12 protein-coding genes are annotated in these 17,099 nt (G+C 66.8%); 8 read left to right on the forward strand and 4 right to left on the reverse strand.

Going from position 1 to position 17,099, the window contains the following annotated elements; all coding sequences use genetic code 11:
• Nucleotides 1-389: 389 nt before the first annotated feature.
• Together YQ44_RS12635 and YQ44_RS12640 are read right to left on the reverse strand one after the other, a co-directional pair.
• Nucleotides 390-1,676, reverse strand: coding sequence for an SDR family oxidoreductase (locus YQ44_RS12635; RefSeq protein ID WP_083411806.1), 1,287 nt, complete (start codon nt 1,674-1,676; stop codon nt 390-392).
• On the reverse strand, nt 1,676-2,968 hold the full coding sequence (locus tag YQ44_RS12640) for a nucleotide sugar dehydrogenase (protein ID WP_071323683.1): 1,293 nt from the start codon (nt 2,966-2,968) through the stop codon (nt 1,676-1,678). The genes YQ44_RS12635 and YQ44_RS12640 overlap by 1 nt, the downstream gene beginning before the upstream one ends.
• A 394-nt stretch (nt 2,969-3,362) precedes the next feature.
• Between YQ44_RS12640 and prsT the strand changes: the two genes are divergently transcribed.
• From prsT to YQ44_RS12655, 3 genes are read left to right on the forward strand one after another with little or no spacing between them, the layout of a single operon-like run.
• A complete protein-coding gene (gene prsT, locus YQ44_RS12645) occupies nt 3,363-6,146 on the forward strand; it encodes an XrtA/PEP-CTERM system TPR-repeat protein PrsT (protein WP_071323684.1) in 2,784 nt (927 codons plus the stop codon).
• Nucleotides 6,147-6,149: 3 nt separating this feature from the next.
• Nucleotides 6,150-8,615: a hypothetical protein gene (locus YQ44_RS12650; RefSeq protein WP_071323685.1), complete on the forward strand. Its 2,466-nt coding sequence runs from the start codon at nt 6,150-6,152 to the stop codon at nt 8,613-8,615.
• Nucleotides 8,612-9,379 carry a S1 family peptidase gene (locus tag YQ44_RS12655; protein WP_071323686.1) on the forward strand — a complete coding sequence of 256 codons (768 nt, stop codon included), beginning with the start codon at nt 8,612-8,614 and terminating at the stop codon, nt 9,377-9,379. Before YQ44_RS12650 ends, YQ44_RS12655 begins: the two co-directional genes overlap by 4 nt.
• A gap of 3 nt (nt 9,380-9,382) precedes the next feature.
• On the opposite strand, the gene YQ44_RS12660 is transcribed toward YQ44_RS12655, so the two are convergent.
• A complete protein-coding gene (locus YQ44_RS12660) occupies nt 9,383-10,129 on the reverse strand; it encodes an N-acyl amino acid synthase FeeM domain-containing protein (RefSeq protein WP_071323687.1) in 747 nt (248 codons plus the stop codon).
• 200 nt (nt 10,130-10,329) lie between these two features.
• Nucleotides 10,330-10,950 carry an XrtA/PEP-CTERM system exopolysaccharide export protein gene (locus tag YQ44_RS12665; protein ID WP_071323688.1) on the reverse strand — a complete coding sequence of 207 codons (621 nt, stop codon included), beginning with the start codon at nt 10,948-10,950 and terminating at the stop codon, nt 10,330-10,332.
• Nucleotides 10,951-11,212: 262 nt separating this feature from the next.
• Here YQ44_RS12665 and YQ44_RS12670 point away from each other — a divergent pair, with 262 nt between their 5' ends.
• Genes YQ44_RS12670 through YQ44_RS12690 form a run of 5 tightly spaced genes read left to right on the forward strand, consistent with a single transcriptional unit; the run spans nt 11,213 to nt 17,097 of the window.
• Entirely contained in the window at nt 11,213-12,742 is a 1,530-nt protein-coding gene (locus tag YQ44_RS12670) for an XrtA system polysaccharide chain length determinant (protein ID WP_071323689.1), read from the forward strand.
• A 26-nt stretch (nt 12,743-12,768) separates the two neighbouring features.
• The gene (locus YQ44_RS12675; protein WP_232251273.1) at nt 12,769-13,596 is read left to right on the forward strand and encodes an XrtA-associated tyrosine autokinase; all 828 of its coding nucleotides are present in this window, start codon (nt 12,769-12,771) and stop codon (nt 13,594-13,596) included.
• A gap of 16 nt (nt 13,597-13,612) precedes the next feature.
• Complete coding sequence (locus YQ44_RS12680; protein WP_071323690.1) at nt 13,613-15,121, forward strand: TIGR03016 family PEP-CTERM system-associated outer membrane protein; 1,509 nt, start codon at nt 13,613-13,615, stop codon at nt 15,119-15,121.
• Nucleotides 15,122-15,130: 9 nt separating this feature from the next.
• Entirely contained in the window at nt 15,131-15,979 is an 849-nt protein-coding gene (locus YQ44_RS12685) for an XrtA system polysaccharide deacetylase (RefSeq protein WP_071323691.1), read from the forward strand.
• Complete coding sequence (locus YQ44_RS12690; protein ID WP_083412141.1) at nt 15,979-17,097, forward strand: FemAB family XrtA/PEP-CTERM system-associated protein; 1,119 nt, start codon at nt 15,979-15,981, stop codon at nt 17,095-17,097. The genes YQ44_RS12685 and YQ44_RS12690 overlap by 1 nt, the downstream gene beginning before the upstream one ends.
• Nucleotides 17,098-17,099 lie beyond the last annotated feature (2 nt).

Here is a 17,099-nt window from a genome sequence, read left to right on the forward strand (position 1 = left end):
GCGCCCGCCTGCGCCATGGCTGGCAAGCTTGCCTGGGTAGTTGCCTGGGTAGTTGTCTGCGTCGTTGGCTACATCGTTATCTGTTGAGCTGTCTGTTGATTTGTCTGTGAAATCGCCTGATTTACGTGCGGCTTGGCCTGTCTTGTCTGTTGATTCGCCTGTTGATTCGCCTGTTGATTCGCCTGTTGATAGGCCTGCATTTAGGCCTGTATTGCCTGCCAATTGTCTGTATTTGCTGTGGATTCCCCGGCTCCATGGGCTTGATCATTGCCTGCTCCGGGGGCTGACGACGCAGGGTGCCGGGCTGGCGACGCGCGGGTTTCCGGGGCAAACGCGTGCAGCGCAGAAAATTGCACCCTGGCTGGCGACGTGGAAAGGGAGGCCGCGACTTACACGGCGGTGCGCTGCGTGGCAGCAGGCAAGCCCCCCGGCGCCGTGGCCTGCGCCGCGTACCAGGCGATAGTCTCCTGCAAGCCTTGTGCCAGGTCGTGCGTGGGCATGTAGCCGAGCAGACGGGCCGCCTTGGCGATGTCGGCCTGCGAGTGGCGCACGTCGCCGGGGCGAAATTCGCCATATTGGGGCGCCAGCGGCACGTGCTGCGGACAGATGGCTAGCAGCATGCGCTGCATGGTGGCGTGCAGCTGCGTCAGGCTGGTGCGGGCGTTGACGGCCACGTTGTAGACCTGGTTGACGGCGGCCGGGTCGGCGCACGTGGCGGCCAGGATATTCGCCTGCACGGCATTATTCACGAAGCAAAAGTCGCGGCTGGTGGCGCCGTCGCCGTGGATCTGCACGGGCTGGTTCGCCAGCATGGCCGCGATCCAGCGCGGTATCACGGCCGCATAGGCGCCCAGCGGATCTTGCCTTGGGCCAAAGACATTGAAATAGCGCAAGCCCACGGCCCGGGTGGCGTAGCAACGCGCATACACGTGTGCGTACAGTTCGTCGATATATTTGCTCAGCGCATACGGCGACAGCGGTGCGCCGATATGCTGCTCCACTTTCGGCAAGGCCGGGTGGTCGCCGTAGGTCGCGCTCGAGGCCGCATACACGAAGCGCTGCACGCCGGCGGCGCGCGCGGCGGCCAGCATGTTGAGAAAGCCGCCGACATTGACGGCATGGCACAGCAAGGGGTCTTCCAGCGAGCGCGAGACGGAGCCGAGCGCCGCCTGGTGCAACACATAATCGATGCCGTCGCAGGCGGCGGCGCAGGCCGGCAACTCGCGGATATCGGCTTCGAGGAAGTCGCAGCGCCGCCACGCCTCTTCGCCCACGCTGGCGCGTACTTGCTCGAGATTATGCCGGTGCCCCGTCATGAAATTGTCGAGGCCGCGCACCTGCTGGCCCAGCTTCAGCAGGGTTTCCATCAGGTGCGAGCCGATGAATCCGGCCGCGCCTGTGACGAGCCAGCGTCGCGGCGCCTGCCCCAGCCCGGCGCAAGCCTGCGCATAGGCGGCAGCTCCCGCGCCGGCGCCGCTGGCCGCGGCCGCGCCGGCAACAGCGGCGGCACCGGCACTGGCCGCAACAGGGGTCGCGCTGGCCTCCCCCACTGCGGCGGCTGCGGGACCGGCAGCGCCGGCAATGCCGGCAATGCCGCCCCCTGCGGCGCCCGGTGCCCGGGAGTCCTCGCCGCGCGCCGGCAGCGGGCCGGCCGCAATGCATTGCGGGGCCGCCATCACAGCCGCCACACGTGCAAGCCAGCCTCTTCCAGCGGACGCGGGTCGAAATGCGACTTGATGTCGATGAAACAGCCGTTTTCCACCACCTTGGCCTGGTAATCGGCCAGCGGCCGGGCCAGCAGCGCCTGGTGCGACACGGCGCTGATGATGGCTTGCGCCTGCGGCAGCTGCTCCCAGCTTTCCAGCGTCAGGCCGTACTCTTCCAGCGCTTCGCGGCCGTCGGCGACGGGGTCGTGCACATGCACCTGCACGCCGTACGATTGCAGTTCATGGATCATGTCGACCACCTTCGAATTGCGCAGATCGGGGCAGTTTTCCTTGAACGTCAGGCCCAGCACGTTGACGTGCGAACCTTTCAGCTTGAAGCCGGCGCGCACCATTTCCTTGATGGTTTTTTCCGCCACGAACTTGGCCATGCCGTCGTTGATGCGGCGCCCGGCCAGGATCACGTGCGGGTGGTAACCGAGCATTTCCGCCTTGTGCGTCAGGTAATAAGGGTCGACGCCGATGCAGTGGCCGCCCACCAGGCCGGGCCGGAATGGCAGGAAATTCCATTTCGTGCCGGCCGCCTGCAGCACTTCCAGGGTGTCGATGCCGATGCGGTCGAAGATGATGGCCAGCTCGTTCATCAGCGCGATATTCAGGTCCCGCTGCGTGTTTTCGATGACTTTCGCCGCTTCCGCCACGCGGATGCTGGAGGCCCTGTGCACGCCGGCCCCGACCACGCCTTCGTACAGGCGCGCCACTTGCTCGAGCGTCCCGGCATCGTCGCCGGAGACCACCTTGCGGATGCTGTGCAGGGTGTGCGCCCTGTCGCCGGGGTTGATGCGCTCGGGCGAGAAGCCCACGTGAAAATCCTCCTTCCAGCGCAATCCCGAATGCTGTTCCAGCAAGGGGATGCAGATGTCCTCGGTGGCGCCCGGATACACGGTCGATTCGTAGATGACGGTGGCGCCGCGCCGCATGTGGCGGCCGACGGCGGCGCTGGCGCCGGCCAGCGCGGAAAAATCGGGATTATGCGCGGCGTCGACGGGCGTGGGCACGGCGACGACGATGAAATCGGCCAGTTGCAGCTCGGCCGGGTCGCAGCCCACGCTCAGCCACTGCGCGGCGCGCAGCTGCTCCGTGCTCACCTCGCCCGTCGGGTCGATGCAATTGCGGTAGCTTTCCACCTTGCGCGCCGACAAGTCAAAGCCGATGGTGCGCTGGCGCGTGCCGAACGCGACGGCCAGCTGCAAGCCCACATAGCCCAGTCCCACCACCGCCACCACGCCCGCGTTGCTGTCCATGATATGTGCTCCGTATGGTTGCGGCCAGACTGTCGCCGTCCGGGAAATTCTACGGTCGCGGCACCGGCCATTCTTGAGCGGGAACAAGAAACCGGGCGTGGCCACGGTGGCGGCCGCGCCCATTCGCCAGCCTGTTGAGCGCAATCAAGGAGGCCGGCGGCCATCTTTTTAAGCTAGGACCTGTCGCTGCAGACAAGGCCCGCCTTGCCGGCGCACCGGCAAGGCAGCCAGGACGCGGACAGCTCCGCAGCAACAGGCCGCGCAGGATCGTGTCCTGGCCGCCGGCGGCTGGAGGCAAGGTGCCGCGCGCCGCCGCAAGCAGGACAACAGAGCAATGCAGGGGGCTTGCCGGCTCCCGGCCCATCGCACGTGCACGCGTTTACCGGAGACTTCCATGGCCCGTCCCTTCCCGCCCTGCCTTTCCCGCCTGCCTGCCGCCGCGCTGTGCTGCGCCCTGCTGTTGCCGGCCCTGACGGGCTGCCATGGCACGCAAGACAGTGCATCCCTGCTGGCCGACGCGCAGCAGTACCGCCAGAAGGGCGAGGCGCGGGCCGCCATCATCCAGCTGAAGAACCTGCTGCAAAAGGAACCGGAAAACGCGGCCGCGCGGCTGCTGCTGGGCAGTATCTATCTCGACACGGGCGAGGCGCTGTCGGCGGAGAAAGAATTGCGCAAGGCAAAATCGCTGGGCCTTACCCAGCAGCAGGTGATGCCGCTGCTGGGCAAGTCCTGGCTGATGCTGGGCCAGTTCGACAAGGTGCTGGCCGAGGTCGCCGACGATGCGGCCCAGCCGCCATCCGTGCAGGCCCTGCGCGGCGACGCCCTGCTGGCCCTGGGCCGGCAGGACGCGGCGCGCACCTTATATACGCGCATGCTCGACGGCCATCCCGGCCAGGTGGAAGCGCTGCTGGGCCTGGCGCGCATCGCGGCGCTGGAACAGCAGCTGACGGCCGCCGAGCTGCTGCTGGCGCAGGCGTTAAAGTCCGCGCCGGCCAGCCTCGACGCCTTGCGCCTGCAGGGCGACCTGCAGCGGTTGCAGGGCAAGAACGGGGCCGCGCGCCTGGCCTACCAGCAGATACTCAAACTGAAACCCGGCGATACGCAGGCGCATATCGACCTCGCCAACCTCGACATCGTGGAAGGCCGCTTTGCGGAAGCGGCGGCGCGGCTGGCCACGGCGCGCAGGTCGGCGCCCGGCAGCCTGGGCCTGCTGCAGGCGCAGGCGCTGCTCGATTTTCGCCAGGGCAAGCACAAGGCCGCCCTGCAAGCGTTGCAGCTGGTGCTCAAGGCCGCGCCCGAGCACATGCCGTCCATCTTGCTGGCCGGCGCCGTGCAACTGGCGCTCGGTTCGCCGCAACTGGCGGAGAGCTACCTGCGGCGCTTCCTGGCCGTGTATCCGCAGCATCTGTATGCCGTCAAGATGATGGCCTCGATCGAATTGATGCGCGGCAAGACCGATGCGGCCATCGACCTGCTGCTGCCCGTGCTGACGGCCTTTCCCGAGGACGTGGAATTGCTGTCGCTGGCCGGCGAGGCGCATTTGCGGGCGCGCCGCTACGACAAGGCCACGGCGTATTTTGAGAAGGCCAGCACGCTGGCGCCGGACACGGCCAAGCTGCATGCGGCGCTGGGCATCAGCCGCCTGGGCATGGGCGAAAACAGCCGCGCCATCAACGAGCTGGAGCGGGCAAGCATGCTCGACAAGAGCACGCCGCAGGCGGGCACCATGCTGGTGATGACCCTGCTGCGCAACAAGCAGAACGACAAGGCCCTGGCCAGCGTAAAGTTGATGGAAGAGCAGCAAAAAGGCACGAATCCCGTGCTGCTGAACCTGAAAGGCGGCGTTTACCTGGCGCTGCGCGACGTGCGGGCCGCGCGCGCCAGTTTCGAGCAGGCATTGGAGATGGACCCCGTCTACCTGCCGGCCCTGAACAACCTGGCGCAGATCGACCTGGCCGAGAAAAAACCCGAGCGGGCCAAGCTGCGCTTCGAGCAGGCACTGGCGAAGTCGCCGAAAAATGCCGACCTGTGCGCGGCGCTGGCCAAGCTGGCCGCCTCGCAGGGCAAGACGGACGAGGCGCGGCGCTGGCTCGAGCGGGCCCACCGCGACAATCCCGACGCCGTCGCGCCAGCCCTGCTGCTCAGCAATTTTTACCTGAAGACGGGCGCGGCGGACAAGGCGCTGGAGCTGGCGCGCACCTTGCAGACGGGCCATCCCGGTGACGCCGATGCGCTGGCCCTGCGCGCGCAGGTGGAATACAGTGCCGGCCAGGCGCCGGCGGCGCTCGACAGCTACAGCAAGCTGGCCAGCGTGCAAACCGCCTCGGCCCCCCTGCAGATGCGCATCGCCAGCCTGCACCTGGCGTTGGGAGACCATGCAAGCGCCTTGCAAGCCGTGCGGCGGGCACAGGCGCTCGACCCCACCTTGCTCGACGCGCAAGTGATCGAAGTGGCCATGCTGCTGTCGCTGAACCGCCAGCGTGAAGCGCTGGCCGTGGCACGCAAGGTGCAGCAACAGCAGCCGAAGCTGGCGGCCGGCTACAAGCTCGAAGGCGACGTGCTGATGGAGCAGAAGCTGCCGCAGCAAGCCGTCAAGCTGTACGAACATGCGTTCCAGCTCAGCAAGATCGGCCCGCTGCAAGTGCAGCTGTACCGCGCCCTGCAGGCGGCCGGCCAGGAACGCGAGGCCGACACGCGCATGGCGGCCTGGCTGAACGAGCATCCGGACGACTTGCCCACACGTACTTACCTGGCCGGCACCAAGCTGATGGCCAAGCAATACGGCGCGGCCATCGAGCAATTCCAGTACATCGTTGCCAGGGACAAGGATAATGTAGTGGCGCTGAACGACCTGGCCTGGGCTTACCAGCAGGAAAAGGATGGGCGCGCGCAGGCCACGGCCGAGCAGGCGTTCAAGCTGGCGCCGGGGAATCCTTCCGTGCTCGACACCCTGGGCTGGATCGTGCTGGAGCAAGGCGATGTGAAACGCGCCACGCTGCTGCTGCGCAAGGCGGCAGGGCTGGCGCCGAAGGCAACGGAAATCCAGTACCACCTGGGCGTGGCGCTGGCGAAGTCGGGCGACAAGCCGGGCGCGCGCCAGCAACTGGAACAGCTGCTGGCCGCCAACAAGGACTTTCCACAGCGGGCCGAGGCGCAGGCCTTGCTGACCCGGCTCTAGGCCATGGCGGAGCACGCGGCGCTGGCCAAGCCCAGCCTGGCGGTGCGGCCGCTGGCCCTGGTGGCGGGCGCGGCCTGCATGCTGGCCCTGCGCCACTACCCGCTGGGCCACGGCTGGCCGGGCCTGCTGTTTGCCGTCCTGCTGCCCGCCTATTTCCTGCTGCTGTGCTGGCGCCCCGCCTGCTGGCTGTTCTGCCTGCCGGCACTGCTGCCCGTGCTGGACCTGGCGCCATGGACGGGCTGGTTCTTCCTCGAGGAAATCGACGTCTTGCTGCTGCTGACGGTGGCGTGCGGCTATTGGCGCCTCGGCGGCGGCGCCCGGCCCGCCGCGGCGCGCCTGTCGCCGGTGGCATGGGCTTGCCTGCTGCTGTGCAGCCTGGCCTGGCTGGCGGCCCTGCTGCGCGGCCTGCTGCCGCTGCCGCCGCTCGATGCGAATGCCTGGAATAATTACCTGAGTCCATATAACAGCGTGCGCCTGGGCAAGGCCTGGGCCTGGAGCCTGCTGTTGCTGCCGCTGCTGCTGCGCGACGCGGATGCGCCTGCCCTGCGCCGCTACGCGCTGCCCGGCATGCTGACGGGGCTGGCCATGGTGTCGCTGTGCGCGCTGTGGGAGCGGGCCGTGTTTCCCGGCCTGCTGAACCTGTCGAGCGATTACCGCATCACGGCGCCGTTTTCCGCCATGCACACGGGCGGCGCCGCCCTCGACGGCTATCTGGCCCTGAGCCTGCCGTTTGCCGGCCTGTGGCTGGCGCGCGCGCATAACCGCTGGCAAGGCGCGCTGGCCTTGTTGCTGCTGGGTCTGGCCCTGCATGCGGCCTTCGCCACGTTTTCGCGCGGCCTGTACGCGGCCATGCTGGCGGCCGTGCTGCTGGCTGGCTGGCAGGCGCTGGCGGCGGGCCGGCAGGCGGCGCGGCGCACGCCGCGGCGCGGCCTGCTGCTGGGCCTGGCATTGGCCGGCGCCGGCGCGCTCGCCCTGGTCTATATGTTCAGCCTGGCCGGTTACCGGGGCTTGATCGCCGCCGTCGTGCTGCTCGGCGCCACTTTCATGCTGGCGGCGCAGCCGCTGCCATGGCGCTTGGCGCCGGCCAGCGTGCTGTGCGGACTGTGCCTGCAAGGCCTGCTGGCCGCCTGGTGGCCGCAAGCGGACGGGCCGCTGGCGGCAGGCTGGATGAAAGGCCCGTATTTCCTGTTCCTGCTGGCGGCCCTGCTGCTGGCCATCGCCCTGTGGCCATCCGGCGCGGCGGCGGACAGGAGCCCCGCCCGCCTGGGCCTGGCCATGCTGGCGTGGACCATGCTGGCCTGTAACCTGGCCTGGATAGGCTGGCATTGGGCGGGGCCGGCCGCCCTGCCGGCGGCGGCCACGGTCGTGCTGCTGGCCATGCTGATGCTGGGCAACCGGCGCCTGCGCCCGCCCTTGTGGCGGCTGGACCGTGCCAGCCTCGGCGTGGCCGGCGCGGCCGCCATCCTGTTGCTGCTGACCATCCCCGTTTCGGCCAGCTATTACGCCACCGAGCGCTTCGCCACCAGCGCGGGCGACTTGCAAGGCCGCCTGCGACACTGGCAGCAAGTGCTGGCCATGCAGCCGGCCAACTGGCACAGCCGGCTGTTCGGCATGGGCCTGGGCAGCTTTCCCGCCACGTACTACTGGCACAATCCCCAGCGCGACGTGCCGGCCAGCATCACGTACGCCGAGGAGGCGGGCAACGATTATGTGCGCCTGACCAGTCCCGGCTACAGTGCCGGCTACGGCGAACTGCTGCGGTTGCTGCAGCGGCTGGAACTGCGCCCGGCCACGCGCTACACGCTGGCGCTCGACGCGCGCCGCGCCGGCCCCATGCCCGTGCTGCAGGTGCGCCTGTGCCAGCGCCAGTTGCTGTACGCGCAGAACTGCGTCGCGCCGCCGCTGCGCCTGCGTCAACCGGCGGCAGGCACGCCCTTGACGGCGTGGCAACACTATCAGGTGCAGTTCGACAGTGCCTGGCTCGGCGCGGGCGGCTGGCTGCTGCGCGCGCCCGTGCAGCTGGAACTGGCCGCCAGCGGCACGGCCGCGTCGTCCGTCGTCGATATCGACAATCTCAGCCTGCGCCCTCCCGGCGGCGACGAGCTGATCGCCAACGGCCGCTTTACGCAGGCAAGCAATTACTGGTTTTTCAGCAGCGACCACCATCACCTGCCATGGCATGTCAAGAACCTGGCGCTGCAACTGCTGGTGGAAGCGGGCTGGTGCAGCCTGCTCTCCATGCTGGCCCTGGTAACGGCGGCGGGCCTTGCCTTGCTGCGACTGGCGCGCGAAGGCCGGCATGCCGCCGTGGCCGGCGCCGCCGCCCTGCTCGGCTTTCTCGTCGTCGGCCTGTTCGACAGCCTGCTCGACGTGCCGCGCATCGCCCTGCTCGCCTATCTGATGCTGCTGTGCGCGCTGCTGCGCCCCCTAGCTCCGCCCTCCCACCCTGCCGAAAGCGCGTCCCCATGAACTATCCATCCACCTTGCTGTTCGGCCTGGCCCTGGCCCTGGCCGCCGCGCCCAGCCGCGCCGATGCCACCCTGGCGCAAGCCATTGCCCGCGTCAAACCGTCGGTCGTCGGCGTCGGCAGCCTGCAAAAGACGCGCACGCCGCCGATGAACTTTATCGGCACGGGCTTTGCCACGGGCGACGGCTTGAGCGTGCTGACCTGCGCCCACGTGATCCAGAAGCTGCTCGACGCCAATCCCAACGAAATCATCGGCATCCTCACGGGCCAGGGCGAGGCGGCGCAGTTTCGTCCGGCCAAGGTGTTGTCGATCGACACGGAGCACGACCTGGCCCTGCTGCGCCTGGCCGGCGTGCCGCTGCCGGCCCTGGCGCTGGGCGACGCGGCCAGCGTGCGCGAAGGCCAGGCCATGGCGTTTACGGGCTTTCCCCTGGGTATGCTACTGGGCTTGCACCACGTTACGCACCGCGCCACCGTGTCGTCGCTGACGCCCGTCGTCATGCCCAGCGAAAACGCGCAGCGGCTCGATGCGCGGCGCCTGGCGCAGTTGCAAAAATCGCCGTACACCGTGTTCCAGCTGGACGCGACGGCGTATCCGGGCAGCAGCGGCAGCCCGCTGTTCGATCCCGAGACGGGACTCGTTTATGGCATCGTCAACATGGTCTACGTGAAAGGCTTGAAAGAAACGGCCATCAGCGCGCCCAGCGGCATCACCTACGCGATACCGGGCAACCACATGCAGGCGATCCTGCTGAAAAATAAATGAATTTCAGTTACGTCCCTGCCGCAGGCGGTCGGTAATACCAGGCTCATCCCATGTTGGAAAAAAAAAGGGGTAAAACGACCGTTCTCCCCCATGTTGTTCCATCAGGCCGCCATATTTGCGGATCTGCGCTCCCATGTAATCGAGGTCGAGCCGCAGCAGCACGGCCGGCGCCCCCACGCGCGTGCATTCGCGCTCGCCGCCGAAGTCCTTGAAGCCGAGCATGCGCTTGTAAAACACCACGTGACGCGGGTTGACTTCGATCACGTAATCCGTAAAGCCGTGGATATTGTGGGCATAGATATAAGAAATATGAATCAGCGCGGCAAAGACGCGCTTGCTGACGCCCTTGTCGATGGCCAGGCGCGACGGCTCGCACAGGCGGCGCCCCTCTTCGCGCAGCACGTCGAGCTTGTCGCGGAAGTTTTCATCGGCGGGCAAGCCCGTCTCGTCATTGTCCAGGCACAGGGTCATGGTGCCGACCGTCGTGCCGGCCGTTTCCGCGAACAGGGTGATCTTGTTCAGCGCATGCGTGATGCCAGGGTCGACCGCATAACCGCGCCAGCCGTACATCTTGCGGATCAGCAGGCTGGCCGCTTCGCGGCGGCCGCGCGAATTGGCCATGCGGATATGGAAGCGCTGCAGGTCGAGCTCGTGCTCCATGGCCGGGTCGATCTTGCCTTCGCCCACCACCAGGTCGCTGAATTCGCCCGGCGTGTCGAAGGAAATAATAGGTTCATCTTCAAAGCTCATCTTGTCCTCGCGTTCATCGGCCGCCCGTCGAGACGGACTGAAGCCAATGCCTTGTGACAAGTAGAGAACTGGAGAAGTTCCCGCTTCCGCTGAAAAAAACAGAAGAAAGTGCGTATTCAATAGCAAAATTACATGATTAAATTTGCCCGCGAGTACAAATTTATAAATAAAAGTGCTGTTTTGACAGCACTGTTAATGTTTTAAAAAAAGCTCTCCGGTATCAGCAACACGTCGCCCGGACGCATCATGACGTTCGCCGAAATATCGCCATTCTTCAATAGATCGTCGAGCCGCACGCGCAGCTGCTGCTGGCTGCCATCGCGCAGGCGGATGATGCTGGCCTTGTTGCCCGCGGCGAAATCGGTGATGCCGCCGACGGCGATCAGCACGTCCATCAGCGACATGCCGAGCCGGTATGGCAGCGCCTGCGGCTTGGCCGCCTCGCCGATGACGCGGATCTGCTCGCCATACGGCCCCGAGAAGTTGGTGACGATGACGGTCACCACCGGTTGCTGGATGAACTTGCTCAACGCCTGCTCGATGTCGCGCGCCAGCTGGGTCGACGTCTTGCCGCTCGCTTCCAGGTCTTCCACCAGCGGCGTGGTGATCTTGCCGTCGGGCCGCACGGCCACCGTCAGCGACACTTCCGGGTTGCGCCAGACGATGATGTTGACGGAATCGCCCGGCCCGATCAGGTAGTCGTGCTGGGGCGCGCTGTCGTCGGCGGGCGCCAGCGGATGACGCGTGCCGCAGGCGCCCAGCAGGCCGCCCGCCGCCAGGGCCAGCGCGCGCAGGACTAAGGTACGGCGGAACAGATTCATGCTGGGCCTCTTCGAGTCGATGGCGCACCAGGTGGCGCACCAAGCCGCCGGCCGCGCAGAAGCAGCCTGGGCCGCGAACTCCTATGATTATTAAAACGCGGCAAGGGAACCTTGAGGCGTATCAAGAAGCAATCATCTTGGGAAATCTTGCCCGGCAACGGTCCTATACTTTGCTTACTCGACAAGCATTTGCCGCATCGGGCTGCCGTTTCCACGCCGCCGGCCCCGCTATTGCGCAGCATCGTCACCGGAAGGAAGCGACATGGAGCAATTGATACAGCAACTGCTGTCCAGCCTGAAGGGCATCTGGAAATACCGCTGGCATGCCGTGCTCGTCGCCTGGCTGGTGAGCATCGCCGGCTTCATCAAGGTCATCACCCTGCCCGACGATTACCAGACCCGGGCGCGCGTGTTTGTCGATACGCAAACCATCCTCAAGCCGCTGATGGCCGGCATGACCAGCGTGCCGAACACGGAGCAGCAGGTGGCCATCATGAGCCGCACCCTGCTCAGCCGTCCCAACGTGGAGCGCGTCATGCGCATGGTCGACCTCGACCTCGACTCGAAGACCGTGCGCGAACATGAGGCCCAGCTCGATGACCTGATGAGCCGCATCAAGATCAGCGGCACGAATGCCTACGATATCTACACCATCAGCTACAACGGGCGCGACCCGAAGCTGGTGCGCGACGTCGTGCAAAGCCTGCTGACCATCTTTGTCGAAGGCAGTTTCCAGGGGAAAAAAGGCGATTCGCAGAAAGCCGTGCAATTCATCGACGAGCAGATCAAGAATTACGAGGACAAGCTGAGCGCGGCGGAAAACCTCGTGAAGGAATTCAAGATCCGCAACAACCTGCTGCTGCCGCGCCAGGGCATCGACTATGGCAGCCAGCTGCTGATGTCGTCCGATAGCCTGAACAATGCCAAGCTGGAACTGGTCGAGGCGGAACAGTCGCGCAAGGCCATCCTCAGCCAGATCGAAGGCGACGAACCGGTGCTCGACCTTGAACCGAACGCGGCCGCCATCACGAATCCCGAACTCGACGAGCGCATCGCCTCGCTCAACAAGAACCTCGACAGCCTGCGCATGCAGTTTACAGAATTGCATCCCGATATTATTTCCTCGAAGCGCCTGGTGGCCCAGCTGGAAGAACGCAAGATCGAGGAAAGCAAGCTGAAGGCGGCGTCCGGCGATCCGGGCAAGAATTACAGCCCCATGCTGCAGCAGCTGAAAGTGGCGCTGACGGACGCCGACGCCAAGGTGGCCGCCATCAAGGCCCGCGTGCAGGAATACAGCGCGCGCAACGAGCGGCTGCTGGCGCAAAGCAATGCCGTGCCCGAGGTGGAATCGCAGCTGGCGCAGCTCAACCGCGACTACATCATCAACAAGGAAAACTATGAAAAGCTGATCGGCCGGCGCGAAGCGGCCAAGCTGTCGGGCGAACTCAGTTCCACCACCGACATGATGGCCTTCAAGATCATCGACCCGCCCACCGTGCAGTACGCGCCCGTCGGCCCGAACCGCCCACTGCTGTTCAGCGCGGCGCTGGGCGCGGCCCTGGTGGCCGGCATCGCCACGGCCCTCCTGATCAGCCAGGTGCGCCCCACCTTCCTCAGTCCGGCCGAACTGCGCGAAGCGACGGGCTTGAGCGTGCTGGGCACCGTGTCGATGAACTGGACGCCGCTGCAGCAGGTGCGCCGCCGGCGCGCCCGCTATGGCTTCGGCGCCTGCCTCGGCAGCCTGTTCATGCTGTACGGCGTGGTCATGACGGCCGCGCTGCTGAAATTCTAAGCCAGGGCCTGGCCCGGGGAGCAAGCATGCATAGCAACGGCAAGGAAGAACCGAACATGGGGCGCGTGGACGAGGCCGGCGTGCCGCCTGGCGCCGATGGTGCGTCCGAAGCGGCGGCGCAGCTATCGCCGCGCTACCGCACCCTGAACCTGGCCCGGCTGCAGGAACAGGGCATGCTCACGCACGACGGCGGACGCAGTTCCGTGGCCGAGGATTTCCGCATCATCAAGCGCCCGCTGCTGCGCCAGGCGCGCGCCGGCGGCGCCGAGGCCATCCGCCACGGCAACCTGATCGTCGTCACCAGCGCCATGCCCGGCGAAGGCAAGACCTACTGCGCCGTCAACCTGGCCATGAGCATCGCCATGGAGATGGATATCACGGTGCTGCTGGTGGACGCCGACGTGGCGCGCCCGTCCGTGCTGAAAGTGCTGGGCCTGGCGCCGGAACCGGGGCTGATGGACGTGCTGCTCGACGAGCAGCTGGAAATGGCGGACGTCATCCTGAAGACGAATGTCGCCAACCTGAGCATCCTGCCGGCCGGGCGCAGCAACCGGCACGCGACGGAATTGCTGGCCAGCCGCGCCATGAGCCGCTTGCTGGCGGAGATCGCCAGCCGCTACGCGGACCGCGTCGTCGTCTTCGACTCGCCGCCGCTGCTGATCACCAGCGAAGCGCACGCGCTGGTGGGACAGATGGGGCAAGTGGTGATGGTGGTGGAGGCGGAAACGACGACCCAGCATGCCGTCAAGGAAGCGCTGCGCCAGATCGAGGCGTGCGAACACATCCATTTGATTTACAACAAGACCAAGTCATTTCCGGGTAACGACTACTACGGTTATGGCTATTACGACTAGGCGCAGGCCGCCGCTGTTGTCAAGCCTGCCGCTGCTGCCGCTGTCCCTGTTCCTGCTGCCCGCGCCGGCCAGCGCCGTCGACTGGCTGGTGAAGCCGTCGCTGCGATTGCGCGAAAGCTATACGGATAACGCCCTGCGCGCGGCGCCCGAGCGCGCGCAGTCCGACTTCATCACGGAAATCGCGCCCGCCATCGCCCTCGTCGGCAACGGCCCGCGCCTGCGCGTGCACCTCGACTACAGCTGGCACAAATTCCTGTACGCGCGCCGCGCCGACACGGACAGCCACCAATTGCGCGCCGCCGGCGACGCCGAGCTGGTACAGGACTGGTTCTTCGTCGACGCGGCCGCCAGCGTCAGCCGGCGCAACATCTCGCCGTTCGGCCCGCAGGTGATCGACGACTTGCCCGACACGGAAAACGCCAGCACCGTGCGCACCACCAGCATCAGCCCCTACCTGCGCCACCGCTTCCGCGGCGTGGCCACGGCCGAGCTGCGCTACACGCGCAACGCGGTGGCCAGCGGCGGCGACCTGCTGTCCGTGCACAGCGACGAAGTGGAATTGCTGCTGGCCGGCGAGCCGCGCGGCGCCGGCTGGACGTGGAATGCCAGCCACGACGTGCGCCGCACGCAGGACAGCCGGCTGGCGCCGCTGCGCATGGAACGCCGCAGCGCGGGCCTGCGCTACCCGCTCAGCAGCAAATGGGCGGCCACGGCCAGCGGCGGCATGGAGCGCGAAGGCTATGCATCGGTCACGGGCAAGGCGCCGCAGGGCCGCTTCTGGTCGCTGGGCACCGTATGGACGCCGTCGCCGCGCACCAGCGTCGCCTTCAGCACGGGCAAGCGCTACTTTGGCCACACGTACAGCCTGGACGCCAATTTCCTGCAGCGCCACACGAGCTGGCAGCTCAGCTACAACGAAAACATCACCAGCCTGCCCGCGCAAATGCAGCGCCTGGGCGACCGCGACGCGGCCAAGCTGCTCGATCAGTTGTGGCGCGGTATCTTTCCCAACGCCATAGACCGCCGCCTGCGCATCGACGCCTTCCTGCGCTACGCCAACGGACTGGGACCGGAACTGGGCGCCATCAATTACTTCAGCCACCGTTATTTCCTGCAAAAGCAGGCTAAGCTCAGCATGGCGCGCGCGACGGCAAAAAGCACCGTGGTCTTCGGCATCAACGCCGTCGACCGCACGGCGCAAACGGCCAGCGGCATCGACAGCATCCTGCTGCCCGGCGTGGAATTCGGCAGCGAAGACCGCACGCGCCAGGTCGGTACCAGTCTCGGCTGGAACTGGCAACTCTCCTCGCGCAGCAGCCTGAACCTCAATGCCGGCTATGCCAGCGTGCGCTCGCTGAGCGTGCCCCGGCGCGACGGCAACGCCACCGTAACGGCCGGCTACAGCCGCCTCCTGCAACCGAAAGTGACGGCCAGCATCGACGTGCGGCACACGCGGCATACCAGCAACCGCGGCGGCGGCTACCGCGAAAACGGCGTCAGCGCCACGCTCAACATGCAGTTTTAGGAGGCCGCCATGACCACGCCACGCCCGCGCAATGCGCTGACCATCGACGTCGAGGATTACTTCCAGGTCTCCGCCTTCGCGCCGCATATCGCCCGCGCCGACTGGCCGCGCCTCGAATGCCGCGTCGAGGCCAACATCGAGCGCATCCTGCTGCTGCTCGAGCGCCGCCGCATCCACGCCACCTTTTTTACCCTGGGCTGGATCGCCGAGCGCTATCCGGCCATGCTGCGGCGCATCGCCGCCGCCGGACACGAGGTGGCCAGCCACGGCTACGCCCACCTGCGCGCCTCGGCGCAGTCGCCGGCCGATTTCGCCGCCGACGTGCGCGTAAGCAAAACCATCCTGGAACAGTTGACGGGCCGCGCCGTGCACGGCTACCGGGCGCCCAGCTTTTCCATTGGCGCCGCCAACCTGTGGGCCTTCGACGTGCTGCAGGAAGCTGGTTACCGCTACAGTTCCAGCATCTACCCGATCCGCCACGACCATTACGGCATGCCGGACGCGCCCCGCTTCGCCTGGCGCCCGCGCGGGCCGCAAGGCGTGCTGGAATTGCCCGTCAGTACCGTGCGCCTGGGCGGGCGCAATGTGCCGGCCGGCGGCGGCGGCTATTTCCGCCTGCTGCCGTATGCACTGTCGCGCTGGCTTTTGCGACGCATCAATTCGCGCGACGGGCAAGCTGGCATATTCTATTTTCATCCCTGGGAAATCGATCCCGGCCAGCCGCGCCCGGCCGGCCTGAGCGCCAGGACGCGCTGGCGCCACTACCTGAACCTGGGGCGCATGGAAGCGCGGCTGGCGCGTTTGACGCGCGACTTCGCCTGGGACCGCATGGACCGTATCTTTCTGGAAAGCACATGATGCACGAGGCCAGCCTTCCTCTCGACTGCCCGGCGCCACCGGCCGCCAGCGTGCTGCCATTTCCCGGCGCCATCGCGGTACGGCAGCTGCCGTCGCAGCGGCACGCGCATGCGCGCTGGGACGCCTTCGTCCAGGCTTGCCCCGACGCCACCTTCTTTCACCGGGCCGGCTGGCAAACCATCATGGAGCAAGGCTTCGGCCACGACAGCTATTTCCTGTACGCCGAACACGATGGCCGCATCTGCGGCGTGCTGCCGCTGGTGCACCTGCGCAGCCGCCTGTTCGGCAAGGCCCTCGTCTCGCTGCCGTTCTGCGTGTATGGCGGCATCGCCGGCGCCAGCGCCGCCGCGCGCGAGGCGCTCGATGGCGCGGCGCAGGCGCTGGCGCAGCGCCTGGGCGTGGGCCACCTCGAATACCGCTGGCGCGACGACGGCGCCAGCCATGGACTGGCGCAAGACGGCTGGCTGCGGCGTCCCCTGTATGCGACGTTCCGCCGAATCCTGCACCCCGACGCCGAGCAGAACCTGCTGGCGATTCCCCGCAAGCAGCGCGCCGTCGTGCGCAAGGGCATCGCCAACGGCTTGCACAGCGCCATCGACTACGACCTCGAACGGTTCTACCCGATCTATGCGGACAGCGTGCACCGGCTCGGCACGCCCGTCTTCGCGCGCCGCCATTTTGCCCTGCTGCGCGCCGTGTTCGGCGCCGATTGCGACATCCTCACCGTCTATCACGGCCAGCAGGCGCAGGCGAGCGTGCTCGTGTTCTATTTCCGCGATGAAGTGCTGCCGTATTACGGCGGCGGCAGCGTGCTGGCGCGCAACACGGGCGCCAACGACTTCCTGTACTGGGAAACGATGCGCCGCGCCTGCGCGCGCGGCTGCCGCCTGTTCGATTTCGGCCGCAGCAAGCTGGGCACGGGCGCCTACGATTTCAAGAAGAACTGGGGCTTCGCGCCGCAGCCGCTGCCATACGCGTACCGGCTGGTGCGCGCCACCCAACTCCCCGAGGTCAATCCCCTGAATCCGAAATACGCGCTGTCCATCCGCGTCTGGCGCCGCCTGCCGCTGCCGCTGGCCAACCTGCTGGGGCCGCATATCGTGCGGCAACTGGGTTAGCC

Origin of the sequence: Janthinobacterium sp. 1_2014MBL_MicDiv (genome assembly GCF_001865675.1) — a bacterium.
In the GTDB taxonomy this organism is placed as follows: domain Bacteria; phylum Pseudomonadota; class Gammaproteobacteria; order Burkholderiales; family Burkholderiaceae_D; genus Janthinobacterium.